Origin of the sequence: Hydrogenimonas urashimensis (assembly GCF_016593255.1) — a bacterium.
Classification (GTDB): domain Bacteria; phylum Campylobacterota; class Campylobacteria; order Campylobacterales; family Hydrogenimonadaceae; genus Hydrogenimonas; species Hydrogenimonas urashimensis.
The window spans coordinates 415,031-439,446 of sequence record NZ_AP023212.1 but is presented as its reverse complement, the minus strand read 5'-3'; the positions used below and the strand labels follow the sequence as shown (position 1 = coordinate 439,446).

25 protein-coding genes are annotated in these 24,416 nt (G+C 54.8%); 21 read left to right on the top strand and 4 right to left on the bottom strand.

Going from position 1 to position 24,416, the window contains the following annotated elements; translation table 11 throughout:
• Positions 1-62: 62 nt before the first annotated feature.
• Positions 63-1,718 (top strand): glucose-6-phosphate isomerase, encoded by a 1,656-nt coding sequence (pgi, locus tag JMG82_RS02205; RefSeq protein ID WP_201353307.1) that lies wholly within the window; start codon positions 63-65, stop codon positions 1,716-1,718.
• 22 nt (positions 1,719-1,740) lie between these two features.
• On the opposite strand, the gene JMG82_RS02200 is transcribed toward pgi, so the two are convergent.
• Entirely contained in the window at positions 1,741-2,097 is a 357-nt protein-coding gene (locus tag JMG82_RS02200) for a hypothetical protein (RefSeq protein WP_201353306.1), read from the bottom strand.
• A 125-nt stretch (positions 2,098-2,222) separates the two neighbouring features.
• Here JMG82_RS02200 and JMG82_RS02195 point away from each other — a divergent pair, with 125 nt between their 5' ends.
• Entirely contained in the window at positions 2,223-2,645 is a 423-nt protein-coding gene (locus JMG82_RS02195; protein WP_201353305.1) for a PA3611 family quorum-sensing-regulated virulence factor, read from the top strand.
• A 284-nt stretch (positions 2,646-2,929) separates the two neighbouring features.
• Positions 2,930-4,324, top strand: coding sequence for an NADP-specific glutamate dehydrogenase (gdhA, locus tag JMG82_RS02190; protein WP_430408180.1), 1,395 nt, complete (start codon positions 2,930-2,932; stop codon positions 4,322-4,324).
• Between the two features lie 27 nt (positions 4,325-4,351).
• Here gdhA and JMG82_RS02185 read toward each other — a convergent pair whose 3' ends face one another.
• Both JMG82_RS02185 and JMG82_RS02180 read right to left on the bottom strand, forming a co-directional pair.
• Positions 4,352-5,665, bottom strand: coding sequence for an OprO/OprP family phosphate-selective porin (locus JMG82_RS02185; protein ID WP_201353304.1), 1,314 nt, complete (start codon positions 5,663-5,665; stop codon positions 4,352-4,354).
• Positions 5,666-5,745: 80 nt separating this feature from the next.
• Entirely contained in the window at positions 5,746-7,104 is a 1,359-nt protein-coding gene (locus tag JMG82_RS02180) for an NAD(P)/FAD-dependent oxidoreductase (protein WP_201353303.1), read from the bottom strand.
• Between the two features lie 181 nt (positions 7,105-7,285).
• Here JMG82_RS02180 and malQ point away from each other — a divergent pair, with 181 nt between their 5' ends.
• Complete coding sequence (gene malQ, locus JMG82_RS02175) at positions 7,286-8,797, top strand: 4-alpha-glucanotransferase (RefSeq protein WP_201353302.1); 1,512 nt, start codon at positions 7,286-7,288, stop codon at positions 8,795-8,797.
• A gap of 44 nt (positions 8,798-8,841) precedes the next feature.
• On the opposite strand, the gene JMG82_RS02170 is transcribed toward malQ, so the two are convergent.
• Positions 8,842-9,648 (bottom strand): M48 family metallopeptidase, encoded by an 807-nt coding sequence (locus JMG82_RS02170; protein ID WP_201353301.1) that lies wholly within the window; start codon positions 9,646-9,648, stop codon positions 8,842-8,844.
• 57 nt (positions 9,649-9,705) lie between these two features.
• Here JMG82_RS02170 and JMG82_RS02165 point away from each other — a divergent pair, with 57 nt between their 5' ends.
• From JMG82_RS02165 to JMG82_RS02085, 17 genes are all read left to right on the top strand, one after another.
• Positions 9,706-10,173 carry a tRNA (cytidine(34)-2'-O)-methyltransferase gene (locus tag JMG82_RS02165; RefSeq protein ID WP_201353300.1) on the top strand — a complete coding sequence of 156 codons (468 nt, stop codon included), beginning with the start codon at positions 9,706-9,708 and terminating at the stop codon, positions 10,171-10,173.
• Positions 10,170-10,319, top strand: a complete 150-nt coding sequence (locus JMG82_RS02160; protein WP_201353299.1) for a hypothetical protein — start codon at positions 10,170-10,172, stop codon at positions 10,317-10,319. The genes JMG82_RS02165 and JMG82_RS02160 overlap by 4 nt, the downstream gene beginning before the upstream one ends.
• The gene (dtd, locus tag JMG82_RS02155) at positions 10,316-10,759 is read left to right on the top strand and encodes a D-aminoacyl-tRNA deacylase (RefSeq protein ID WP_201353298.1); all 444 of its coding nucleotides are present in this window, start codon (positions 10,316-10,318) and stop codon (positions 10,757-10,759) included. Before JMG82_RS02160 ends, dtd begins: the two co-directional genes overlap by 4 nt.
• Complete coding sequence (locus tag JMG82_RS02150; RefSeq protein ID WP_201353297.1) at positions 10,759-11,052, top strand: cupin domain-containing protein; 294 nt, start codon at positions 10,759-10,761, stop codon at positions 11,050-11,052. The genes dtd and JMG82_RS02150 overlap by 1 nt, the downstream gene beginning before the upstream one ends.
• Positions 11,053-11,108: 56 nt before the next feature.
• A complete protein-coding gene (locus JMG82_RS02145; protein ID WP_201353296.1) occupies positions 11,109-11,468 on the top strand; it encodes an NADH-quinone oxidoreductase subunit A in 360 nt (119 codons plus the stop codon).
• A complete protein-coding gene (locus JMG82_RS02140) occupies positions 11,459-11,989 on the top strand; it encodes an NADH-quinone oxidoreductase subunit B (protein ID WP_430408179.1) in 531 nt (176 codons plus the stop codon). Before JMG82_RS02145 ends, JMG82_RS02140 begins: the two co-directional genes overlap by 10 nt.
• 64 nt (positions 11,990-12,053) lie before the next feature.
• On the top strand, positions 12,054-13,688 hold the full coding sequence (gene nuoD, locus JMG82_RS02135) for an NADH dehydrogenase (quinone) subunit D (RefSeq protein WP_201354148.1): 1,635 nt from the start codon (positions 12,054-12,056) through the stop codon (positions 13,686-13,688).
• 58 nt (positions 13,689-13,746) lie between these two features.
• A complete protein-coding gene (gene nuoE / locus JMG82_RS02130; protein WP_201353295.1) occupies positions 13,747-14,220 on the top strand; it encodes an NADH-quinone oxidoreductase subunit NuoE in 474 nt (157 codons plus the stop codon).
• Positions 14,217-15,503 carry an NADH-quinone oxidoreductase subunit NuoF gene (nuoF, locus tag JMG82_RS02125; protein WP_201353294.1) on the top strand — a complete coding sequence of 429 codons (1,287 nt, stop codon included), beginning with the start codon at positions 14,217-14,219 and terminating at the stop codon, positions 15,501-15,503. The genes nuoE and nuoF overlap by 4 nt, the downstream gene beginning before the upstream one ends.
• Positions 15,500-16,912 (top strand): NADH-quinone oxidoreductase subunit G, encoded by a 1,413-nt coding sequence (locus JMG82_RS02120; protein ID WP_201353293.1) that lies wholly within the window; start codon positions 15,500-15,502, stop codon positions 16,910-16,912. The genes nuoF and JMG82_RS02120 overlap by 4 nt, the downstream gene beginning before the upstream one ends.
• Positions 16,909-18,204 carry a complex I subunit 1/NuoH family protein gene (locus JMG82_RS02115; RefSeq protein WP_201353292.1) on the top strand — a complete coding sequence of 432 codons (1,296 nt, stop codon included), beginning with the start codon at positions 16,909-16,911 and terminating at the stop codon, positions 18,202-18,204. The genes JMG82_RS02120 and JMG82_RS02115 overlap by 4 nt, the downstream gene beginning before the upstream one ends.
• Positions 18,201-18,719, top strand: coding sequence for a NuoI/complex I 23 kDa subunit family protein (locus tag JMG82_RS02110; RefSeq protein WP_201353291.1), 519 nt, complete (start codon positions 18,201-18,203; stop codon positions 18,717-18,719). Before JMG82_RS02115 ends, JMG82_RS02110 begins: the two co-directional genes overlap by 4 nt.
• The gene (locus JMG82_RS02105) at positions 18,712-19,227 is read left to right on the top strand and encodes an NADH-quinone oxidoreductase subunit J family protein (RefSeq protein WP_201353290.1); all 516 of its coding nucleotides are present in this window, start codon (positions 18,712-18,714) and stop codon (positions 19,225-19,227) included. The genes JMG82_RS02110 and JMG82_RS02105 overlap by 8 nt, the downstream gene beginning before the upstream one ends.
• Positions 19,211-19,528, top strand: a complete 318-nt coding sequence (gene nuoK / locus JMG82_RS02100; RefSeq protein WP_201353289.1) for an NADH-quinone oxidoreductase subunit NuoK — start codon at positions 19,211-19,213, stop codon at positions 19,526-19,528. The genes JMG82_RS02105 and nuoK overlap by 17 nt, the downstream gene beginning before the upstream one ends.
• Entirely contained in the window at positions 19,525-21,432 is a 1,908-nt protein-coding gene (gene nuoL, locus JMG82_RS02095; protein ID WP_236579165.1) for an NADH-quinone oxidoreductase subunit L, read from the top strand. Before nuoK ends, nuoL begins: the two co-directional genes overlap by 4 nt.
• Positions 21,429-22,913: a complex I subunit 4 family protein gene (locus JMG82_RS02090; protein ID WP_201353288.1), complete on the top strand. Its 1,485-nt coding sequence runs from the start codon at positions 21,429-21,431 to the stop codon at positions 22,911-22,913. Before nuoL ends, JMG82_RS02090 begins: the two co-directional genes overlap by 4 nt.
• Positions 22,913-24,394, top strand: coding sequence for an NADH-quinone oxidoreductase subunit N (locus JMG82_RS02085; RefSeq protein WP_201353287.1), 1,482 nt, complete (start codon positions 22,913-22,915; stop codon positions 24,392-24,394). The genes JMG82_RS02090 and JMG82_RS02085 overlap by 1 nt, the downstream gene beginning before the upstream one ends.
• Positions 24,395-24,416 lie beyond the last annotated feature (22 nt).

The window sequence follows — 24,416 nt, the reverse complement described above, 5'->3', positions numbered from 1 at the left end:
AAAGGGCCGTATCGGCTGAAGAGACAAACGAAATTATGCAAAAGAAGAGGAGTGTTCAGACAATGCTGAAAAATATCGATCCGACGACGACCGAAGCGTGGAGACGGCTGAGAGAACTGTTTGAGGAGAGAAAAGGCATTCATCTGCGTGAGATGTTCGCCTCCGATCCCCAACGTTTCGAGAGGTTTTCAAGAATACTCGACGACGAGATAATGCTGGACTTTTCCAAAAACCTGATCGACGAAGAGATATTCGACGCGCTGGTCGCGTTGGCGGAGGCGTGTGACGTCAAAGGGGCAGCCGAAGCGATGTTCAGGGGCGAGAAGATCAATCGCACCGAAAACCGTGCCGTGCTGCACACGGCGCTTCGCAACCGTTCAAACACCCCTGTGTATGTCGACGGCGAGGATGTGATGCCGAAGATCAATGCCGTCTTGAAACAGATGGAGCTTTTCTGTTCCAGGGTCCACAGCGGCGAATGGCGTGGATACACCGGCAAAAAAATCACCGACATCGTCAATATCGGCATCGGGGGTTCGGACCTGGGTCCTGTTATGGTCACCGAAGCGCTGAGAGCCTACAAACTCGAGGATATCGAACCCCATTTCGTCTCGAATGTCGACGGAACCCATATCGCCGAAACCCTCAAAAAAATCGAACCGGAAACGACCCTTTTCCTGATCGCTTCCAAAACTTTCACGACACAGGAGACGATGACCAATGCCCACACGGCGCGGGAGTGGTTCATGAAATCGGCAGGAGACGAAAAGGCGGTGGCAAAACACTTCGTCGCCATGTCGACCAATGCCGAAGCCGTCAAAGCGTTCGGCATCGATCCGGAGAATATGTTCGAATTCTGGGAGTGGGTCGGGGGGCGCTACTCCCTCTGGTCGGCCATCGGACTCTCCATCGCCCTGACGATCGGGTTCGACCGTTTCGTCGAACTGCTGGAGGGAGCCCATGAGATGGACAACCATTTCAAAGAAGCTCCCTACGAAAAGAATCTTCCCGTCATCCTGGCATTGTTGGGAATTTGGTACAACAACTTCCACGGGGCTGAAAGCCATGCGATCCTCCCGTACGATCAGTATCTGCACCGTTTCGCCGCCTATCTTCAGCAAGGAGACATGGAGTCCAACGGAAAGTATGTCGATCGCAACGGCAAAAGGGTGACCTACCAGACGGGCCCCATTATCTGGGGCGAGCCGGGAACCAACGGCCAGCATGCCTTCTACCAGCTGATCCACCAGGGAACCAAGCTGATTCCGTGCGATTTCATCGCACCGGCGCAGTCACTCAATCCCATCGGCGAGCACCATAAAATCCTGCTTTCCAATTTCTTCGCCCAGACCGAAGCGCTGGCTTTCGGCAAAACGCGGGAGGAGGTCGAAAAGGAGTTCATAAGCTCCGGCCGATCGCTCGATGAGGTGAAGGATCTGATTCCCCACAAGATTTTCGAAGGCAACCGCCCCACCAACTCCATTCTGCTGCGCAAAGTGACACCCCGGACTCTGGGAAAACTGATCGCGATGTACGAGCACAAGATTTTCGTACAGGGCGTCATCTGGGACATCTATTCTTTCGATCAGTGGGGTGTGGAACTGGGCAAACAGCTTGCCAAAAAGATCCTTCCCGAACTCGACGGCACCAAGCGCGTCACATCGCACGACGGCTCGACCAACGGTTTGATCAATCGCTGGAAAGAGTGGAAAGAGTAAACCACCGTAAAAGGAGCATCGGCTAAACCGATGCCCCGTAGGTCTCTTTCAATCGTTTTCGGATCGATTTGCAAAGCCTGTCGAAAGCGTTGGGATCGATTTTACAATCGCTACCCTGCAGCAAGTGCTCCCTTGCGGCCGCGATTTGCCTGAGAATATCCACGTCAGTTGTGTCAAGTCTGTCGATGACATTGTTGATTTTCGCATGAAGACCGCGTCCTTGGGCGTTAAGATGTTTATGAAGGAAAGTTTCAAGACGCATTGTGCAATCGAACACCTTCCCATACCGGATTCCTTCGTGTTTTTTCGCCATTTTCGTGACGACAAAGGTTCCTGCGATGGCGGTGCCCACCAGTAACATAACGGCATTGCCCCACATCTTCTCTCCTTATGCATGCACTCCATATCGGATGGCTTCAACTGTATTGTCGCAATAGATTGTGGGTCGGTTGTGAATCGACACTATGTTATAATCGCCAAACTTCCGTTCAAGGAGAGAAACCCATGAAAAACGTCTTCGGTTGGCTGACAACTCTGGCTATGCTTTCGACACTGCTCATGGCCGATGAATTGGCAGAAAAGATACGCCTTCAGAATCAAAATGTTGTCAAAGCAGCGGCACATGAGCTTTCGAAAGAGCTGCCAAAGCGGGTCGACCCCTTTACCAGGCTCACAGGTATCGATGCCGACGGTGTTATGCTAATCTATACATTCGAAATCGATGCGGGCCCCAAAAGCGACGATCAGATCATCAAAGAGGGAAAAGAGAGGATGCGGCGCAATGTCATGGCCGGCGTATGTAGCACCTCTCAACGCTTTTTGAAAAGCGGAATCGTCATCTCCTATCGCTATATCTCCGCAGCGAGCAAAAAACCTCTCTTCCGTTTCGACGTGGCGGAAAAGGATTGCTCCACGTTCGTGCATTGATTTTTTTTTGAATCCAAAAGAGGGTGTAAAACGGAAAGTATAAAAATCTTCGCCAATTTCCGGCTATCTCCGCTCTTTTGGGCGACGTTGGCGCGGGCGTTCCTTTTAATACCGAAGGCGTGAATTCATCACCGCTCAATAAGGATGTCTGAGGGCATTCGCACAACGTCGGTCGTTTCCTGTCGCTGCGCATTTTTTACTTTAACAACGATGGTATCGCATAACATCGGTTTATAAAACAAAATTTTGTTATAATCGAAAAAATAGTGTGATAAAGGAACGATATGAGTAAAGGCAAAGCGATCCGTATGGACGAAAAAGAGCTGGAGAAAGCAAGAGAATATATCAAAAGTCTGAGAAATCCCAACTGTAAAGAGGATGATGTTTTTTTCCAGGCGATGGAGGAGGTGCTGCTTTCCATCGCGCCGCTCTATCTCTCCGACCCGAAATATCAGGCAAATGCCATCGTGCAACGTCTCGTCGTTCCTGATAGAATCTTCAAATTCAAAGTGGAGTGGCTTGACAGAAACAACAAAATCCAGGTCAACACCGGCTATCGCGTCCAGTTCAACAATGCCCTGGGCCCCTATAAAGGCGGCTTGCGCTTCCATCCCACCGTCAACGAAGGGGTTCTCAAATTCCTGGGATTCGAACAGATACTCAAAAATGCCCTGACAGGACTGCCCATCGGCGGCGCCAAAGGGGGCAGCGATTTCGACCCGAAAGGGAAAACCGATTTCGAAGTGATGAGCTTCTGTTCGGCTTTCATGCGCGAACTTCACAAATATATCGGACCCCGTATCGACGTGCCGGCAGGCGACATCGGTGTCGGGGCACGGGAGATCGGTTATCTTTTCGGCGAATACAAAAAGATCACATCCGCCTATGAAGGCGTACTGACCGGAAAGCCTTTCTTCTTCGGCGGGTCCCTGATGCGCCCGGAAGCGACCGGGTACGGGGTTGTCTATTTCACCGAAAAGATGCTCGAAATCGAGAACAAAGAGCCTCTTAAAGAGAAAGTCTGTACCGTCAGCGGTTCGGGAAACGTGGCACTGCATGCCATCGAGAAGCTTTACCAACTCGGGGCATTGCCGGTGACATGCTCCGATTCGAAAGGGACCGTTTACGATCCAAGGGGCGTGGACCTGGAGCTGCTCAAGGAGTTGAAATTCGTCAAAAGAGTGTCGCTGCAAGAGTACTCAAAAAAGCATCCGGAAGCGAAATATATTCCGGTATCCGATTATCCCAAAGGGGGCCATGCCGCCTGGCATATCCCGTGTTACGCCGCCTTTCCGTGCGCCACACAGAACGAACTGACCGAAACGGACGCCAAGGCGCTGGTCAAAAACGGCTGCGTCAGCGTTACCGAAGGGGCGAACATGCCCTCGACTCCGGAGGCCATCCACTATTTCCAAAAAAGCGGCATCTGTTTCGGACCCGCGAAGGCGGCCAATGCCGGCGGTGTGGCCGTCAGCGCCCTTGAGATGAGCCAGAATGCCCAGATGATGCGGTGGAGTTTCGAAAAGGTGGATGCGGAGCTCAAAACCATCATGGAGCATATCTGTACCAATGTGGCCCAAACGGCCGAAGAGTATGGCGTGAAAGGCAATTATGTCGATGGCGCGAACATCGCCGGATTCAAGCGTGTCGCCGACGCGATGATCGCCGAAGGGATTTAGGCGCACAAGCGAAAAACAGACGTCGGCTCAGTCGACGATGATAAGCCATCGCAGCTGGATGATGTTGGCGTTGCCTCCCGTGGATCGGGAGTTGGCTGGGTTGAAACTGTCGAGTTCCGCGTGGCTGAACTGGATATGAAACTGTGTCTCACGCATAGGATGCCAGATGAAACCGGCCGAGGTGATCTGCATCTTTCCCCCGTGAACCTCTTTACTGTCGAGGTCGAGTGTTGAGTATCGGAGGGAAAGTTCCAGCGCCCCCCATCCGCCGCCGAAAAAATTCTCCTGGGGTATGATGCGCCGGACGGTGCCTCTTTGGTAATTGTAGCCGCGGTATTCACCCGTAAGGAAATAGTTGAAAGTGACATGCCAGCCCGAAAAGAAGGGATCGTCCATCTTCGGTGAATCGACCCGCGTGGCGGTATATTCCGACGCGAGCCAGAGCGGCCCATTCAGATAGGTGATTTCCAGGTTGGCGGTTTGTGTGGCGTCGGCGGGTATCTCTCCCGTATCGAGCCAGGAGTCGACGAACCAGTTTTCTGGTCCCACGTCGTACCGGACGCTTCCTCGTTTGACATCTTCGTAGCGGAAAGAACCGCCGATATGCACAAGCTGCTTTTTGCCCACATCTTCGTAGGGCAACCCTGTAAGACGGCCCGCATAGACAATGTTGTTTTCAAAAAAGGAGCTATCGTCTCTCTCGATCCAGTCGTTGAAAATCCCTATGCGCCACCGCAGCCGACCGTCATAAAGGGTATCAAGGAGCGCGATACCGATGTTTCTTGACGGCAGAAGCGCGTCCAGATGCATCGGGCGCTCCATCGTCTGTTCGAAGACCATGCCCATCACGCGCTCCATCGAGACCGGCTCCTTCATCTTGCCCAGCTGAATGCGTCCGTATTCACCCCATAACGGTATGCTCACCATGCAGTCGAGAATGTCGTATTTCCCCTGATTCCTTTCGTCGAAGGTTTTGCTCCAGTGATTGAGCGTTCCTGAGATCAGGTAACTCCAGGGACGGGAAAAATGGATCGATCCGGCGACGCCGGCGCGGGCGCCCCGGATATCCCATCGGTTGTAACTCTCCAGTTCGCCGACTGTTTCGATATTTTTTTGGTCTTGGTGAAAGTGGTTGTAATCGAAGGCGATCATCGCCAGTGCCTTCATATAGAGCCACTTCGTATCGATGGCGTTCCATCCGTAGGCTACGCCGCTTTTTGGAGGTTTTTTGTAAAGGTCCGGTGTATACCACTGGATTTCGTCGATTTTCAGCGGTTCTATGCCCCATCCAAAGGTCGTGCAGAGAAACATTACGGCCAGGAGCAGGGATTTTTTATCCATGCAAAATCATAGCATATCCACTTCTTTCCCGTTGCTCTGAAAGGTTGGGCAGAAGATGACCCCCCGCGTGACGCCAGGAATCAGGCTCCCAAAGTTCGGGCGGCGATATTCTGGGCCGCCACGATGATGGGGTAGGTGGTGGGGGCCGAAGTGAGCAGCGGATGCGTCGCCACCTGAAGTCCCAGAAGGTCGAAAACGGTCATACGGTTTTCGATGATGGTACCGAGCATGTTGATCATTTCGCCGATATCGATGCCGCCGACCACCTGTGCGCCGATGAGCTGGCCCGTGGCACGGCTGGCGATCAGCTTGACCGCCTGTTCGTGACTGTTGGGAAGCTTCGCGGGATGTTTGTCCGGCACCGTCACCACCGTTGTCGTGATATCGATCCGCTGTTTTCTGGCATCCTCTTCCGTGATACCTGCCGAGCCGAAACAGGTGTCGCCGATGACGGTGGAGAAGATGGCGATGGTACCGGAAAAGGATTTGACCAGATTGATGCTGTAGAGGTTCGCCACGGCAATCCGCGCTTCGGCGGTAGCGGTGGATGCGAGCATCACCGGAATCGTTCGTTTGGTGATGAAGTGGCGCTTTTCGGCGCAGTCTCCAATGGCGAAGACATCCGGTTGCGTCGTACGCATATACTCATCCACGTAGATCGTATCGCCCTGACGCATCGAAAGGCCGCTTTTTCTGGCAAGATCGGTGTTGGGACGGTAACCCGTGGCCAGTACCACCCCGTCACATGCCACCACTTCGCCGTCTTCGAATTTCACCCCACACGCATGCCCACGTTCGTCGAGAACGATTTCGCATGTACGCTGGTTTTTGTAGTGAACAATCCCTTTGTTTTCGACGATCTTTTCCATATAGCTGCTCACTTCGGGGTCGAAAGAGTGTTTGAGCAGGCGCGAACCGACCAGTGTGACCTCTTTGCCGCTGTCTTGGAATTCGTTGGCGATCTCTATCCCGATGAAACCGGTGCCGACGACGACGATCTTTTTCATGCCGGCCATTTCAGCATGCATCTTTCGGATGTAGTCGGGATCTTTAGGCACAAAGAAGACACCTGGTGCGTCGTGATTGGCAATCTGTCTGGGAATTTTCGGTACCGAGCCTGTTGCGATGATCAGTTTTTCATAGCCGTAGGACTCCCCACTCTTTCCGGCGACCCTCTTTTTTTCGAAGTCGATACCCACCGCCTCCTCGACGATCAGTTCGGTACCCATCTTCGCCGCCATGTCGCCGCAGGGAATCATGTCATCCTCCACCGATTCTAGAAGCGGGCCGAAGACGTAGGGTATGCCACAGGGCACCATGGAGTCTTTCCCTTTTTTAAGTACCGTGACCGATTTATTGGGATAGTACTGACGCGCCGTCCCCGCGGTGACCATGGCGGCAGGGCCGCCCCCGATAATGAGAATATCGCTGTGATGCATGACTCTATCCTTTGAAACTGAACAACGAAGCGGTTGCCGTACGAACGGCGGGCCGCAACATGGTTGCTTATGAAATATTATATGAATTGTAACACATGTGATGCGATAAAGACGCTTATCTTCGGATAAGGGAGAGTTGGGGATAATATGAACGCGTTTGAGCAATCAGGAGTGAAAAAAGATGTCAGACAACCATTCGCGAGAAAACTGTTTCAACGAAAGAAAGAGTGGTATTCTCCTCCATCCCACGTCGCTTCCGGGGGAGTACGGTATCGGAACTTTCGGAAAGGCTGCCTACCGGTGGATAGATGTGCTTTGTGAAAACGGACAGGGTTTGTGGCAGATACTCCCCCTCGGGCCCACCGGCTACGGAAACTCTCCCTATCAGAGCTACTCGGCATTCGCCGGCAACCCTCTGCTGATCGACCTGCGGATGGTCCAGGAGGCGGGATGGCTCGATGAGAACGTTTCCGGCAAGCGGTTTGATTTCGATGAAAACCGTGTCGATTACGACTGGGTCGCCGCCTACAAAATGCCTCTGTTAAAAAGCGCTTTTCTGCGGTTCAGCGAGCATGCTGGCAAGGAGGAAAAAGGGCGCTTTGAGATTTTTTGCCACGAAGAGAGGGAGTGGCTGGAAGATTATGCCCTCTTCATGGCACTGAAAAAAGAGTATCGCGGAAAAATCTGGTACGAATGGGACACGAAAATCGTCAAGCGCGATCCGAAGGCGCTGGCCCATAAAAAAAAGGTGTTGGAAGAGGAGATTGCGTTTCAGAAATTTCTTCAGTATCTCTTTTTTGGCCAGTGGAAGCGTTTGAAAGCTTACGCCAACGCGAAAGGGGTACAGATCATCGGTGACTTGCCCATATACGTCTCCGAAGACAGCAGCGATGTCTGGGCCCACCCGGCTCTTTTTCAGCTGGATGAATCCTGCAGGCCTACCGCCGTCGCCGGCGTACCGCCCGATTATTTCAGCGCCACGGGTCAGCGATGGGGCAATCCCCTTTATGACTGGAACAGGATGGAAGAAGAGGATTTCGCATGGTGGATCCTGCGTCTGCAAAAAAGCCTGGCGCTTTACGATATCATCCGCATCGACCATTTCAGGGGGTTTGTGGCCTACTGGTCGATTCCGGCCGAGGAAGAGACGGCGGTCAACGGCGAATGGGTCAAAGGGCCCGGCCGGCGTTTTTTCAAAAAGTTGAAAGAGAGACTCGGACATCTTCCGATCATCGCGGAGGATCTGGGAGTGATCACTCCGGAAGTGGAGAGACTCCGGGACGAATTCAATCTGCTTGGCATGAAGATACTGCAGTTTGCCTTCGACGGCAATGCCCAAAATCCCTATCTGCCCCACAACGGCGTACGCGACAGCGTCATCTACACCGGCACCCACGACAACGACACGACGGTCGGCTGGTTCGAATCGATCGACAATAAAGCGTACGTGACATCCTATCTCAGCCGAAGCGACAGGGAGATTCACTGGGCGATGATACGCGAGGCACTCGCATCCGTATCGCTCTTTGCACTCATCCCCCTCCAGGATATCCTTGGCCTGGGGTCCAACGCGCGGATGAACCGGCCCGGCCATCCCGAAAACAACTGGTGCTGGCGTGTCAGTGAAGCGCAGCTGCAAGCATGCGATTTTGAAAGAGTGGGGCGTATGGCACGACTCTACGGCCGCGAATGACTCTCTGAGCGAACTGCCTAAAGAGGAGGGGCTTTTACTTTCTTTCAAAGTGGCGAATCGGCAGCCGATACACTCTTTTCACAGCCGCTTTGACGGTAGATTTTCATCGCCTGCGGCATCAGCTCTGTCAGCTGCTCGATGCGCTGGGCGGAAGAGGGGTGTGTCGAGAAGTAGACGATGGGCTCCTTCCCTTTTTTGGCGAACTTTTTCCAGAATTTGATCGATTCACGGGGGTCGTAGCACGCTTTGGCCATCAGCATCAGGCCGATATGGTCGGCTTCCGATTCGAGCATCCTCGAATAGGGAAGCACGATGCCCATGTTGGCGCCAAGTCCCAATGCCGCCATATAAGCCGCCTCTTCGGTACTCGATTTGACATTGTGCTCAATGGCGATAGCCGCCGCCGTCGCCGCAATGTTGGTGACCATCGCCATGCTCACCTGCTCGGCGACATGATGGGCGATGGCGTGGCCGATCTCGTGGGCCATGACAGTGGCGAGTTGGGCATCGTTGTCGGTATACTTTAAAATGCCGGTATAGATGAAAACATGGCCGTTGGCAAGACAGAAAGCGTTGGCGACATCAGGTTTTTCGATGACATAGAACTTCCAGTCGAGATTCAGTTCGGTCGCTTTCGCGATACGCATGCCGATACGTCGGACACGGGCGATCAGAGCCTGGTCGGTGGAGAGCTTCTCTTTTTTCAGAATCTCCTTCTCCGCCTGGAAACCCATCGCCTTCTCCTGCTGGGGAGTGACCATCATAATCTGAGTTCGGCCCGTGATCGGCGCTTTGGCGCATCCGATCAAAAGCAGCAGGGGCAGCAAAAATGGCATCAATAACCGTTTCATCCGATCGACCTTCTTTTTTGGTTACAATTTTATCATCTTTGTATGGAGTTATCGTGAATGCTCAACATCGTCCTTGTCGAACCCAAAATCGCACCCAACACCGGGACCATCGGACGCCTTTGCGTCAATATGGGAGCGAAACTCCATCTCATCGAGCCGCTCGGATTCGAAATCACCGATACTAGGCTGAAACGTGCGGGACTCGACTACTGGCACAAACTCGCACCCACCATCTGGCCCTCGCTGGAGACTTTTTTACAGACCCACGGTGACGAGCGGCTTTGGCTCGCCACCACCAGAACCGACCGCCCCTGGTTCGAGGCCGATTACCGTCCAAGAGATTGGCTGCTCTTTGGCAGTGAAACCTCCGGCTTGCCCGAAGCGTTGTTGAAACGCTACGAAGAGCGCTGCATCACGATTCCAATGACGCCGGAAGGGCGCAGCCTCAACATCTCCATCGCCGTAGGTATCGTCGCTTACGAAGCGGTACGACAGAATTTCAAAACTTTCAAGGAGCTTATGTGAAATCGGTCATGGATACCATCATGCTCATCGCTTTCGTACTTTTTATGGTATGGATCATCAGGGGATATCACGCCAACAAATATGAGGAGCGGTATGGCAAAAGCGACACGGAAGCCGATAAAAAAGATGAAGGCCACAAACGGTGATTGCACTTGTGCAGAGGGTCAGCCGCTCCTCGGTAAGTGTCGATGGTGACGAAATCGCCCGTATCGGACGGGGATTCACCATTCTTCTTGGCGTTTTGAAGGAGGATAGCGAAAGCGATATAAACAAGCTTGTACCCAAGCTGGTCCACCTGCGTATTTTCGCCGACGAAGCGGGCAAAATGAACCGGAGTATTCTCGATGTCGGCGGCGAAGCGCTGGTGGTGAGCCAGTTCACTCTGGCTGGCAGCGTCAAAAAAGGACGACGCCCCAGTTTCGACGATGCGATGCCGCCCAAGGAGGCCAAACGGCTATATGAACGTTTTTGCGAAACCCTGGAAACGTATGTGCCGGTTCGCACAGGGGAGTTCGGCACCATGATGGATGTGGAGATCCACAACGACGGACCGGTTACGTTCATCGTCGATTCGAAGGCGTTGTGATGGCTGTGGCTATCCATACCGGTATCATGGACGAACAGGTGATACGCGAAACGTTGGAAAAAGAAGGGTATTTCAAGATCTTCAAATGGTGCGACAGCGCCGGCACGCATTACGGCGAGCATACCCACCCCCACCATGAGGTGCGCTGGATACTTTCAGGTCGGCTCCGTATTGTCGAAAAGGGCGAGACGCTCGAGCTGATGCCCGGAGACAGGATGGAAAGCGACGCCGACACTCCCCATTCCGCCTATGCGCCCGTAGATGTCTGTTACATCTGCGGCAGCAGAAATTAATCTTTCTCACATCTGCTTTGGGTTATGATGAGAAATAAAATTCAACAAGGATCGGTATGACAGGCTCTCTGCTGCTCTCATCCGCGATTATCGCCATATTGGTGGTCGGTTTGCCGGCGGTGTTTCATCTGACACGATATATCGGTGCCAAAAGCGACAATGTCCGCAAAAACGAAGTCTATGAAAGCGGTGTGCGAAAGACGGTCAAAGACCCCTTCGATGCGTTCAATGTCCGATTCTTTCTTGTAGGGGTCGTTTTCCTCATCTTCGACGTGGAGGTCCTCTATCTCTTTCCGTGGGCGGTCGAGCTTCGCGACCTGGGGTGGTTCGGACTCATGGAGATGTTCGTGTTCATGGGGCTGCTTGTCGGCGGCCTGGTCTATGTCTATAGATCGAGGATACTTCGATGGATTTGACGGCACAGAAGCTGATCGACCAGAATATGCTGGGCGATTCGGTCATCACGACGCGTATAGACGCCGTCATCGACTGGGGACGGCAGAGTTCGCTCTGGCCCTTCGTTTTCGGCACCGCCTGCTGCGCCATCGAATTCATGGCGACGGCCGCGAGCCGTTACGATATCGCCCGTTTCGGGGCGGAAGTGTTGCGTTTTTCGCCCCGCCACGCCGATTTGCTGGTTGTCGCCGGCACCGTCAGTTACAAGCAGGCACCCATTCTCAAGCAGATCTACGACCAGATGCCCGAGCCCCGCTGGGTCATCAGCATGGGGGCGTGCGCCTCATCCGGCGGCTTTTACGACAACTACACGACGTTGCAGGGTATCGATGAAATCGTGCCGGTCGATGTTTACATCGCCGGTTGCCCGCCGCGGCCCGAAGCGCTGCTCGATGCCGTCGTGGAGATTCAGAAGATGCTCTGGAAAGAGCCGGCGCTGCAGCCGCGCCACCCCGATTTCAAAGGCATTCTCGATGAGTGAAAGAGAAATTCCTGAAATCCGCTCTCTTCAGGATGCGTCCATTTCCGCGACGCCGGTCTCTTCGATGAAAACACTCCCGGCGATTTCGGTCGAAGCCGAAACACTTTTTCGGACAGTAAAGCACCTCAAAGAGATCAGCGGGTACGCGATGCTGCTGGACGTGACGGCGGTGGACAACCTGAAACTGGCCAGACCTCCGAAAACCCGCTTCGAGCTTATCTACCTCTTTCGCCACAGGGATTTTACAAGAACGCTGGCGCTCAAAGTACCGGTGCCCGATCCCAAGACCGGTGTCGCGTCGATCACGCCCCTCTATCTCGCGGCCGATTGGCTGGAGCGGGAGGTGTACGACCAGTACGGCATTCGCTTCCAAAACCATCCGACGTTGAAGCGGATTTTGAACCACCTGCAGTTCGTTGGCCATCCCCTGCGCAAAGATTACCCCATCACCCAGGGGCAGTACTGCACGCAAACCCAGGACATGTTGGACGAGCTTGGCCCCCGGGCCGCATCGAAAGGATACGACCTGCAGCGGGACAACCTGATGGTGCTCAACCTCGGCCCCTCCCATCCCGCCAGCCACGGCACCATCCGTACCATCGTGGCCCTGGACGGGGAGCGTATCGTGGCGGGTGCGAGCGAAATCGGCTACCTGCACCGGGGATTCGAAAAGAGCTGCGAAAACCACACCTACAATCAGATCATCCCCTACACCGACCGGCTCAACTACTGTTCGGCGCTGATGAACAATATAGGCTTCGCCAAAGCCGTGGAGGATATGCTGGGTCTCACGCTGCCCGATCGCGCCATATTCATTCGGGTCGTTCTGGCGGAACTTTCGCGCATCATCGACCATCTGGTCTGTCTGGCGGCGGGGCTTCTGGACATGGGGGCGCAGACCAACTACTGGTATCTTTTCAACCCCCGCAACGACGCCTACGATTTCCTAAGCAAACTGACCGGGGCGCGGTTGACCAACAGTTTCATGCGCATCGGCGGTATGGCCCACGACCTCTACGAGGGCTGGCGGGAGGACCTGGAGGATGTTCTCAAAAAGGTGCGCAAAGGGATCGACGAGACGCTGAGGATGACGCAGCACAACCGCATCTTCAACGAACGGGTGCAGAACATTTCGCCCGTTTCCGCCGAAGATGCGATAAGCTGGGGGTTCACCGGTCCCAACCTTCGTGCCAGCGGGGTCGCGTACGACCTGCGCTTCGCCGACCCCTACTACTATTACGACCAGTTCGATTTCGACATGGTCGTCGGCAGTGTCGGAGACACCCACGACAGGATGATGGTGCGCTTCGAAGAGATGCTACAGAGCATCCGCATTATCGAACAGGCGGTCAAAGCGATGCCCGAAGGCCCCGTCAACGTGGATGACCGGGCCGTAACGCTTCCGCCCAAAGAAGAAGTCTACCGTACCATCGAGGGAACGATGAACCAGTTCAAACTGATTTTCGAAGGGGTGAGAGTGCCGGCGGGCGAACATTACGGCGCTACCGAAGCGGCAAACGGGGAGTTGGGCTTTTATATCGTCAGCGACGGCAGCGGTACGCCCTACAGGGTGAAGGTGCGCGCGCCCAGTTTTCTGCATATGCAGGCCTATCCCAGAATCATCGAGGAGTATCAGGTGGCCGACGCCATCATGACACTGGGAAGCCTGAACATCATCGCCGGGGAGATGGATCGATGAATCTGTTCATATTGGACGCGATGACAATGTCATCCACCCCTTTTTCAAGGATGGTTCTATGAGTTTTCAATGGAAAAAGGAGTCCCTCGAAGCGCTGGATGCGCTGGCGGAGCGCTACCCGAGCAAAGAGGCGCTGATGCTGCCGGCACTGTGGAAGGTGATGGAGCAGGAGGGTGTGATTTCGATGGATGCCATCGACGCCGTGGCAGAGTATCTGGGGGTACCTCCGATGAAGGTATATGGGGTAGCGACCTTCTATACGATGTTTCATCTCGAACCGGTGGGAACCTACCATATCCAGCTATGCAAGACGCTCTCTTGTGCGTTGTGCGGAAAAGGGGAAATTCTGGAACATTTGAAAGAGCGGCTGGGCATCGATGTGGGGGAGACGACGACAGACGGGCGGTTCACTCTTTCGCAGGTGGAGTGCCTGGGCTCCTGCGGCACGGCGCCTGTGATGCAGATCAACGATACGCTGTACGAAAATCTCACCCCCATGAAGGTGGACGAGATACTGGAGGGGTTGGAATGAATGGGGTTGTCGGTGGTGATCCTGCTGTGCGTGAAGTGAAAATCGTGAGTCGGCGGTTCGACCTGCCGGATAGCCACAGGCTGGAAGTGGCGTTGGAACATGGGGCCTACAAAGCCGTCGAGAAAGCCTTCGCCAATGGAGCGAAATGGGTGATGGACGAAATTGAAGCCAGTGGTCTGAGGGGCAAGGGGGGCGGCGGGGCACTCGCCTGCGGCAAGTGGAAACTGACGGCGGAGCATCCCGACCCCGTCAAAATTCTCACTGTCAACTGCGACGAGAGCGAGCCGGGAACCTTCAAAGACCGCCAGGTCATCACGAAAGATCCCCACCTGTTGATCGAAGGGATCATTCTCACCTGTTACGCCATTGGTGCCCACGACGCCTACATCTACATACGCGGCGAATACCATACGTTTCAAAAAGTGCTGCAGCGCGCCGTTGACGAAGCCTACGAAGCGGAGATTCTGGGAGAGAAGGTCATGGGGCACGGCTACCGGGTCGACGTGACGATTCATCGGGGTGCCGGAGCCTATATCTGCGGGGAGAAATCGGCACTTTTGGAGTCGATGGAGGGCAAACGGGGTCACCCCCGTCTCAAACCCCACAAAAAAGAGCCGGAGTGGTATTTTGGCAAACCCACACTGGTGAACAATGTGGAGACGATCGCGACGGTTCCGTTCATTGTCGAGCAGGGGGCGGAGGCCTACCGCGCTTTCGGTACCGAAAAGAGTCCCGGAGCGATGCTCTTCGCCCTGAGCGGCCATGTGAACCGTCCCGGTGTCTACGAAGCGGAATTCGGTACACCGATGTGGCGGTATATCGAACATTTTGGCGGCGGTGTCAAAGACGGCAAACGGCTCAAAGCGGTCATTCCCGGCGGCGCTTCCACTCCGATTTTGACGGCAGAAGAGGTTATGGAAGCGAAACTCGACTACGAAAGCATGCGGTCCATGGGCTCCTCTTTGGGAACCGGGGGGATGATCGTGATGGACGAGAGTGTCGATATGGTCGCCGCTCTCAAAAATCTGCTGGAGTTCTACCATCACGAATCGTGTGGCCAGTGTACCCCGTGCCGGGAGGGGACCGGTTGGGTGGATGCCATCGTCGCATCGGTGCTTGCCGGAGAGGGCGGCAAAGAGGATATCGACAAACTCCTCGACATTGCCTGGACGATGAACGGCAAGACTATCTGCGTCTTCGCACCGGCCGTTTCCGGCGTCATCGACGGTTTCGTCACCAAATTCAGAAGCGAATTCGTAGCCTATTTGAGGAACGTGAAATGAGCAAAAAGGTGAAATTCACGGTCGACGGAAAAATCATCGAAGCGGAAGAGGGCGCCATACTGCTGCAGGTGCTGCTCGAGCATGGTTTCAACATCCCCTACTACTGTTACCACGAAGCGCTGGGGCCCGACGGCAACTGCCGCATGTGCATGGTGGAGATCGAAGGGAAAAAGCGCCCCCAGATCTCCTGCGACACTTTCGTGGAAGAGGGGCTGGTGGTACGAACTGATACCGAAAACATACGGAAGGTCCGTCGCGGCATTCTGGAGCTGCAGCTTATCAACCACCCGGTAGACTGCCCCATCTGCGACCAGGCGGGGGAGTGCTCGCTTCAGGATTACTACATGGACTACGGCCTCTACCACGGAAAGGTCGACAAGGCAAAGAAACTCCACTTCAAGAAGCATCTGGACCTGGGTGCCAACGTGATGCTCGACCAGGAGCGGTGCGTGCTCTGTCAGCGTTGCACCCGCTTTACGTCGAACATCACCAAAACCAACGAACTGGGCATCGTCCGGCGCGGCGATCTTTCCCGTGTCGATACGATGCCGGGGCGCAAGCTGCACAACGGGTATGCCATGAATATCGTCGACCTCTGTCCCGTTGGCGCGTTGACGAGCAAAGATTTCCGTTTTCAGCAGCGTGTCTGGTTTCTGACCTCCACACCCTCTGTCTGCCACGGCTGCGCCAAAGGGTGCAACATCTTCATCGACCATGCCAGACTGAAATACCAGGACGATACGATCTACCGCTTCCGTCCGCGGAAAAATCCCGACATCAACGGCCACTTCATCTGCGACGCGGGACGCCTTGGTTACAAAAGGCTGCAGCACGGGCGTTTGAAAGAGGCTCTTTCTGAAAGTGGGCCGATCGGTTTCGAGGAGGCGGAAGCACGTTTGAAAACGCTTCTTGAAGCCCATAACGGCCCCATCGTCGTGCTGGCCGACGCCAATCTCTTTACCGAAGAGCTGGAGATGATCAGGATCTTTTCCAACGAAATCGGCGCGGCGCTCCATGCGCCTTTGGAAAGCTATATCGACGACGAATTCAAAGACGACTGGCTCAAACAACCGATGCGCGCTGCCAACGCCAGAGGTGTGGAACGACTGGCTATCGATACCACGATGCCGGAAGTGGAAGAGGGGGTACTGCTCATAAACTTCAACCATCCGGCGGCGGATACCCTCGATGTCAAGCGGCGTATCGACTTTCTCACCCACCGGCCCAAAAGAGAGAGCGGAACACTCCTGACGCTGCCTATCGCCGTATGGAGCGAAACCGCCGGCACGCTTGTAAATGTCGATGGCATCGCACAGCGGTGCGAACAGGCGATTTTCCCCAACGAACCGGTGCCGACGGTGCTTCGGTGGCTCGAAGCCTTCGATCTGGGTGAAAGGTGTGTGGTATGAGCACTGTAGCCATTGTCGTGACACTCGTGACTATCGTACTGGCGGCGCTCCTTGCGCTTTTGATGATTCCGGTGCTTGTCTGGCTGGAGAGGCGCGTCTGCGGACTCATACAAGACCGCCTGGGACCGAACCGTACCAATCTTTTCGGCTTTCGTCTGGGCGGCGTGGTCCAATCCTTCGCCGATGTCATAAAACTGGTGGTCAAAGAGGAGTACTATCCCGCCCATATCGGCAAAGGGCGCTGGATTTTCATCCTAGCGCCGATGATCACCTTCGCCGCGGCGCTGTTGGCCTTTATGGTGATTCCCTTCGCTGACGACCTGATCATTGAGGGAGAACGGATGCGCATCCAGGCGCTACCGGTGGATTACGGCATCCTGTGGTATCTGGCCATCGGTTCCGTGGGTGTTATAGGCATGGTGTTCGGCGGATGGCTCAGTCACAACAAATACTCCCTGCTGGGCGCCATGCGGGCCGCCTCCCAGATGGTCAGTTACGAACTGGCGCTGGGGCTGGGAATTATCAGCATGATACTCACCTACGGCACGATCGATTTCAATGCGATGGTCCACTGGCAAAGCGGAACGGTATTGGGCTTTCTGCCTGCCTGGGGAGTACTGGTGCAGCCGCTGGCCGCCATCGTCGTCATCGTCGCGCTGTTTGTGGAGACCAATCGGGCGCCCTTCAGTGTCGCCGAAGGGGAGAGTGAAATCGTCGCAGGGTTTTTCACCGAATATACGGCGATGAAGTTCGCCATGTACTTCATGGGTGAATATGTGGCGATGAATACGGCCAGCGCCGTCATCATCACGATGTTTTTCGGCGGATACCAGCTCCCCTGGGTATCCACACAGACACTGCTGGTTCACTTCCCGGCTTTTGCATGGGTGATTCTCCTGCTGCTTCCCCCCGCTGTCTGGCTCTTCATCCAATGGATGAAGAAGAACAATACGGTGCGTCCCACCGTCTCCACCGACTGGGGACGCCACTTCGAAACGAAGGTACTGACGCGTGTGCTCATCGGCATGACGGCAGTCATCGAATTGATATTAATCTATATCAGCCTGCTTCCGGAAGGTTCCGTGGGCACGGCGATCGCCGTCACCCTTTTGCAGATTGCCGTTTTCGTGGTGAAACTGATGGCGTTCAACATCTTTTTCATTGTGGTCCGCTGGACGCTGCCGCGCTTTCGGTACGACCAGGTGCAGTGGCTCGGTTGGCACGGCCTTCTGCCGCTTTCGCTTCTGAACATATTTATCACCGCCATCGTCGTCGTAGGAGCCGCATCATGACTAAGAGAATCAAAACCGTTCCACGCTTCGGAGAAAGCAAAAAAGAGAAGGTATATCTGCCCGCCATCTTGGAGGGATTGAAGGTGACCGTCCGCCATCTGGCGCGTAACCTTTCCGATATCAACAGCGTTGAGACATTGGAATATCCCGAAGAGCAACCGACGGATATCACCCCCCGATACCGCGGCCTGCATCGCCTGACCCATCGGGAAGACGGCTCGATCCGGTGTGTGGCCTGTTTCATGTGCGCTACCGCCTGTCCGGCGCAGTGCATTCACATCGTGGCCACCGAAAGAGACGACGGTATCGAGGAAAAGATGCCCGCACGCTTCGCCATCGACACGCTGGAGTGCATCTTCTGCGGTTATTGCGTCGAGGCATGCCCCTGCGACGCGATACGGATGGATACCGGCATCTTTTCGGTTACCGGTAAAAATCGTGAGGATTTCGTTTTGGAAAAAGAGCAATTGCTCGCCCATACATGCGCATTCGGGGAGGATACCAGCCGTGCCTGAAAAAATTGTTTTGACGTTGCTTGCTTCGTTTTTGATGGTGGGCGCTTTGACGGTGGTCGTCGCCAGACGCCCCGCGACCGGCGCCATCGGTTTTCTGGCCGTCCTGCTGGCCGTCGCCGGGCTTTTCGCGCTGCTTGCTCAGTCGTTTCTCTTCCTCGCACAGATTCTTGTCAGCGTCGGGGCCGTGGTTGTGTTGACGCTCATTGTTGTTTTGACCATCAATCTGAAAGAGGAGCAGTTTCCAAAGGAGCGTTTCAAACCCCTCTGGTTCGTGACAGCCTCTATCGTCACAGCCCCCTTCGGATGGCTGCTGTATGAAACGCTCGTTTCGGTGGCGAACCGCTTTCCCGAAGCAAAAGAGGGGTTCGGCACGATCGAGGCCGTCGGCAAAACCCTCTTTTCCGACTGGGTGCTGCCGTTCGAAATTCTCTCGTTGCTGCTGCTGGCCGCCATGGTCGGCGCGATTATCATCGGGAAGAAGGAGCAGGCTTATGATCTTCGCACCTGAAACCTTTTTCGCGCTTGCCACCTCGCTTTTTTGCATCGGGTTCGTCGGGGTCGCAAGCCGCAGAAACGTTTTTGTCATCTACATGTCCATCGAGTTGATGCTCAATGCCGTGAATCTCGTACTGGCCACATTTTCCCGCCTTCGGCCCGATATGGGCGGTTCCGTCATCGCACTGCTTATGATCGGTGTCATCGCCGCCGAGGCGGCGCTCTTTTTGGCCATGATCGTGCAGCTTTACCGTAAAAAACGGAGTGTCGACAGTGACGCATTCGCCGACCTGGCCCACAGGAGATGGTCATGAACCCCTCTTTGTCGCTGCCGATTCTTGGCTGGATTCTGGTTTTGCCGTTTCTGGGTGCTCTGATCATCGGGCTTTTGCACCTCGCTTTTCCCCGAAGCCGATCCATGGACGGGCTCTACGCGCTGCTTGGCATATCCGGTCCGATACTCTCCGCGATGTTCGGAGCCATGGTACTGGGCAACATGATGCACGCCCCGAAAGGGTCGGTTTTCACCTATACGCTCTTTCAATGGATCGCCGTGGGTCGTTTCAATATCGATGTCACCCTGATGGCCGACGCACTGAGTGCCGTGATGCTCTTTATCGTCACGTTCGTGGGCTCTCTCATCCATATCTACGCTGTCGGGTACATGTGGAAAGAGAGGAGCTTCGGCAAGTTTTTCGCCTATTTCAACTTCTTCCTCGGAAGCATGCTTCTTCTCGTGCTGGCGGACAACCCTATCATCATGTTTATCGGGTGGGAACTGGTAGGACTCGCTTCCTACCTGCTCATTGGCTGGTATTACGAAGACCCGGCCAACGTCAAAGCGGCCAACAAAGCCTTTATCGTCAACAGGGTGGGGGATTTCGGCTTCATCAGCGGCCTGGGGCTGCTTTTCGCCCTGGTCGGAAGCCACGGTTTCACCTTTTTCGATATCGCCGCGCATATCGGCGATATCGACATCGAAATGGTTGGGCTCGTTGGGATGCTTCTTTTCATCGGTGCCATGGGAAAATCGGCGCAGATTCCGCTCTTTGTCTGGCTGCCCGACGCCATGGCCGGCCCCACGCCCGTGTCAGCACTGATACACGCCGCCACGATGGTCACGGCGGGGGTCTATATGGTCGCGCGCTTCGCTTTTATGTACAACATGGTGCCGGACGTTGGCGTTTTCATCGCCTCCATCGGCGCCGCTTCGGCCATCCTCGCGGCGGTTTTCGCCTGCTATCAGCGTGATATCAAAAAGATACTCGCCTATTCGACGATGTCCCAGCTTGGCTATATGTTCATCGGCGTGGGACTGGGGGCTTACAGCGGCGGCATCTTCCATCTCTTCACCCACGCCTTTTTCAAAGCGCTCCTTTTTATGGGGGCGGGTGCGGTGATTATCGCCCTGCATCACGAGCAGGACATTTTCAAAATGGGCGGCTTGCGCAAACGCATGAAGCTGGTCACGCTGACGATGCTGATAGCGACCCTCGCCATCAGCGGTATCCCGCCTTTTTCGGGATTTTTCAGCAAAGACGCCATTCTCGCCCACGCCTTCGCTTCCCATCACTATCTTATCTGGACGGTAGGTGTCGCAACGGCCTATCTGACCGCTTACTACATGTTCCGCCTCTTTTTCGTCGTCTTCGTCGCCCCGGCGGAGAAAAATCTCGAACCGCGGCCGCTTCCTCCGACGATGACATGGCCTCTCGTCATCCTGGCCGCCGGCAGTGCCTTGGCAGGATTCCTCGGTGTGCCGGAAGCCTATGGCGGCCGAGACGGGTTCGCTCTCTTTTTGCATCTTGCCGACCGACCGGTGCATGTAGGGCACCTTCAGGAGATGCTGCTTGATGGTTTCAATGTCCTTGTCGCATTGGCGGGCATCTATGTCGCCTACGTGAAATTTGTCAAACAGGCGGTGCGTGAAGAGATTGGGGCGCCGTGGCAGACACTGCTTTACCGTACTCTGTATATCGACGCCCTTTACGATGCGCTCTTCGTCAGGCCGCTTCGCGGTCTGAGCCGCTTTTTCGACAGGGTGGTCGACAACCGTCTCGTCGACGGCATCATTGGCCTGGGTGTCGGCGGCTACCGTCTGATGGCAGGCGGGTTTGCGCTTTTGCAAAACGGCAATGTCCGGTGGTATGCCCTTTATATCATGGCGGGTATCGCGGGGCTTTCGCTCTATATTCTTCAGGGTATCGGAGGTCGATGATGGAAATGTTGCTCAGTCTGATTGTCTTTCTCCCGATGCTCTTCGCGATGGTGATGGGGCTTTTGAGGGTTTCGCACGCCGTATTGCGCATCGGGGCGATGCTGTCGGCCCTGGCGGTTCTGGCACTGGTGTTTTATGCCACTCTCCATTTCGATCCCCACGCATCGGGGATGCAGTTCGTTCGCCATCTGCCCTGGATAAAAAATTACGGCATCTCCTACTACCTTGGTCTCGATGCGATCTCCCTGGTCATTTTGCTTATGATCGCCGTTTTGATGCCGCTGCTTCATCTTTATATGTGGCATTACGAAAAACGGGGCTACTGGTACAACATGCTGCTGCTGCAAACCGGTGTAACGGGTGCTGTGCTCTCACTGGATCTGATTCTCTTCTATCTCTTCTGGGAGACGATGCTGCTGCCCATCTTTATCATGATCGGGCGCTACGGCCACGGCATGAACCAGTTTCACGCCATGAAAATCCTGCTAATGACGGTGCTTGGCTCCATGGCGATGCTTTTTTCCATTCTTTATCTCGGGTACGAGTATTACGATCTTCACGGTTCGTGGAGTTTCGCGTATGACAGGCTCGCCACTCTCCATTTCGACCCGAAAACATCGATCTGGCTGGCGGCCGGATTCCTGCTGGCGTTTGCGATCAAGATACCCCTCATAGGCTTTCATACCTGGATGGCCCCCGCCTACAGCTCCGCGCCGACTCCCGCGCTGGTGATTCTTTCGGCGGTCATGGCGAAACTTGGTGCGTACGGATTGTGGCGGTTCGGTTACGGTGTTTTCGGCCCGACGCTGAGCTACTACGAACCTATTATCGCCGTTCTTGCCATTATCGGTCTGCTCTATTTCGCCATCCACGCGATCATGGAGAACAATCTGCGGCGCATGTTCGCCTATTCGTCAGGCTCACACCTCTCGCTCATCGCTCTGGGCATCGTTCTTACCAACATCTACGCCTGGAGCGGGAGCCTCTATTTCATCGCGACCCACGCCCTTGCGTCTGGGGGGATTTTTCTAATGATCGGTCTGCTCTACCAGCGCACGGGAAGCGTGCATATCTCCAACCTGGGCGGCATCGCTTCGGTGGCACCGAGGTTCGCCTTTCTTTTCGCCTTTTTCGCTCTCTGTATCGCCGGATTGCCGGGGACCGGTGGATTTGTCGGGGAACTGCTCATCATCGTCGGGGCTTTTCAGCAGAACCTGGGGATTGGTCTGGCCACGGCCACGACGATGCTGGCAGCGATGACGTTTGTCTTCTGGATGCTGCAGCGTACACTATTCGGCCCGGCCAGAACCCATACGGAGCATTTTGCAGATTTGAACAACAAGGAAATGCTGATGCTCGCGCCCATCGCACTGCTGCTTGTCGTTACGGGCATCGCTCCTTCGCTCTTTGCGCCGCTTTTCGAACCCCAGTTGCAGGAGATGCTCCATCGTCTGGCACTGAGTGTGGGAGGTGCGTCGTGATGGAACAGACGCTTCTTGTACTGCCAATGGCACTGACTGTCGTGGGCGCCTTCGTGCTTCTGATGCTCAGTACCGTCAAAACCATCGGTCTGAGGCGCTACCTGGCCGTTGCCGTAGCGTTTCTCGCCGTCTCGTTCGTCATCGAACTGCCGCAATTCGGAAACGGGCCGGCACGCTACGCATTCCCTGACATTTTCGGAAAGATGTATCTCATCGACGATTTCTCGACGCTTTTTGACCTGATGTTTTTAGCAGGCGCCATATTGACCCTTCTTATCAACAGCGTCTATCTTGAGAAGCGGAAATACTACAACGGCGAATTTTTTGCACTCTTTCTCTTCAGCATTTTCGGCATGATGACGCTTGCCCATGCCAACGACCTGGTGACCGCATTCATCGGCCTGGAACTGGCCTCATTGAGCATTTATGCGCTGGTGGGATATCACAAAAACAATCCGCTCAGCGGCGAGGCGATGTTCAAATATCTGGTACTTGGCTCATTGGCGGGGGCGATGTTCATACTGGGAGCCGCCATCATCTACGGGGTGACAGGAACCACCGTCATCACTGAAATCGGTACCTTTGTCCAGCAGCAGGGGAGTCATTACACGCTAGCGTTGACAGTCGCCGGCATGCTGCTGTTTGTGACAATCCTTTTCAAAATCGGTGCCGTTCCCTTTCACGCCTGGGTGCTCGACGTCTACCACGGTTCGCCGTTTCCGGTCACGATGTTCATGGCATCGACTTTCAAAATTGCGCTCTTCGCCGTGGCGTTGCGCATCTACTTGGCATATTTTGCCCTCAGTGGCCTGCACGGCAGCGAAATACTCACCGTCCTCACGATTCTCACGCTGCTCGGAGGCTCATGGCTGGCGCTGTCGCAATCCATTCTCAAACGGATGCTGGCGGGCTCGAGCATCGTCCACGGCGGCTACATGCTCATCGCCCTCTCGTCCATCGGCCTTGGGTCGCAGTTGGCGGCACCGGCCATCATGTTCTACCTGCTCTCCTATTTCATCTCCTCGGTGGGGGCGTTTGGCATACTCAGCTACATCGCCGCCGACGCCAAAAGACCGCTGACCTACGACGATTTCAAAGGGTTCGCCCAAAAACGCCCCTATCTGGCCGCGATGATGGCGATTTTCATGCTCTCGCTTTCGGGTTTTCCGTCGACCATCGGGTTTCTGGGCAAATTCTATATCTTCACCAGCGCCATCGAGTCGCGGCAGTTTCTGCTTGCAGGTCTTGGCATCTTCATCGCCTTCGTTTCGGTCTACTACTATTTCAAGCTCATCGCCGTGATGTATTTCTACGAAACCGAATCGAAAAGAGAACCGTTTCGATTCGGTATGAGTACGTTGTTGATTACAATGATGGCGCTCATGGCCATCTGGGGCGGCATCGGAACGGGCCTTATCCCCTTCTTCCCTGGAGCCGACGGACTCATCGATATCGCGAAACAGGCGATTGGCTCGCTTTGAAACCGGATGCAAAGCAGGGAGT

Bases quoted from the DNA above. Each gene is read 5' to 3' on its own strand.
- pgi (WP_201353307.1), top strand. From the start codon at position 63: ATGCTGAAAAATATCGATCCGACGACGACCGAAGCGTGGAGACGGCTG.
- JMG82_RS02200 (WP_201353306.1), bottom strand. From the start codon at position 2,097: ATGTGGGGCAATGCCGTTATGTTACTGGTGGGCACCGCCATCGCAGGA.
- JMG82_RS02195 (WP_201353305.1), top strand. From the start codon at position 2,223: ATGAAAAACGTCTTCGGTTGGCTGACAACTCTGGCTATGCTTTCGACA.
- gdhA (WP_430408180.1), top strand. From the start codon at position 2,930: ATGAGTAAAGGCAAAGCGATCCGTATGGACGAAAAAGAGCTGGAGAAA.
- JMG82_RS02185 (WP_201353304.1), bottom strand. From the start codon at position 5,665: ATGGATAAAAAATCCCTGCTCCTGGCCGTAATGTTTCTCTGCACGACC.
- JMG82_RS02180 (WP_201353303.1), bottom strand. From the start codon at position 7,104: ATGCATCACAGCGATATTCTCATTATCGGGGGCGGCCCTGCCGCCATG.
- malQ (WP_201353302.1), top strand. From the start codon at position 7,286: ATGTCAGACAACCATTCGCGAGAAAACTGTTTCAACGAAAGAAAGAGT.
- JMG82_RS02170 (WP_201353301.1), bottom strand. From the start codon at position 9,648: ATGAAACGGTTATTGATGCCATTTTTGCTGCCCCTGCTGCTTTTGATC.
- JMG82_RS02165 (WP_201353300.1), top strand. From the start codon at position 9,706: ATGCTCAACATCGTCCTTGTCGAACCCAAAATCGCACCCAACACCGGG.
- JMG82_RS02150 (WP_201353297.1), top strand. From the start codon at position 10,759: ATGGCTGTGGCTATCCATACCGGTATCATGGACGAACAGGTGATACGC.
- JMG82_RS02145 (WP_201353296.1), top strand. From the start codon at position 11,109: ATGACAGGCTCTCTGCTGCTCTCATCCGCGATTATCGCCATATTGGTG.
- JMG82_RS02140 (WP_430408179.1), top strand. From the start codon at position 11,459: ATGGATTTGACGGCACAGAAGCTGATCGACCAGAATATGCTGGGCGAT.
- nuoD (WP_201354148.1), top strand. From the start codon at position 12,054: ATGAAAACACTCCCGGCGATTTCGGTCGAAGCCGAAACACTTTTTCGG.
- nuoE (WP_201353295.1), top strand. From the start codon at position 13,747: ATGAGTTTTCAATGGAAAAAGGAGTCCCTCGAAGCGCTGGATGCGCTG.
- nuoF (WP_201353294.1), top strand. From the start codon at position 14,217: ATGAATGGGGTTGTCGGTGGTGATCCTGCTGTGCGTGAAGTGAAAATC.
- JMG82_RS02120 (WP_201353293.1), top strand. From the start codon at position 15,500: ATGAGCAAAAAGGTGAAATTCACGGTCGACGGAAAAATCATCGAAGCG.
- JMG82_RS02115 (WP_201353292.1), top strand. From the start codon at position 16,909: ATGAGCACTGTAGCCATTGTCGTGACACTCGTGACTATCGTACTGGCG.
- JMG82_RS02110 (WP_201353291.1), top strand. From the start codon at position 18,201: ATGACTAAGAGAATCAAAACCGTTCCACGCTTCGGAGAAAGCAAAAAA.
- nuoK (WP_201353289.1), top strand. From the start codon at position 19,211: ATGATCTTCGCACCTGAAACCTTTTTCGCGCTTGCCACCTCGCTTTTT.
- nuoL (WP_236579165.1), top strand. From the start codon at position 19,525: ATGAACCCCTCTTTGTCGCTGCCGATTCTTGGCTGGATTCTGGTTTTG.
- JMG82_RS02090 (WP_201353288.1), top strand. From the start codon at position 21,429: ATGATGGAAATGTTGCTCAGTCTGATTGTCTTTCTCCCGATGCTCTTC.
- JMG82_RS02085 (WP_201353287.1), top strand. From the start codon at position 22,913: ATGGAACAGACGCTTCTTGTACTGCCAATGGCACTGACTGTCGTGGGC.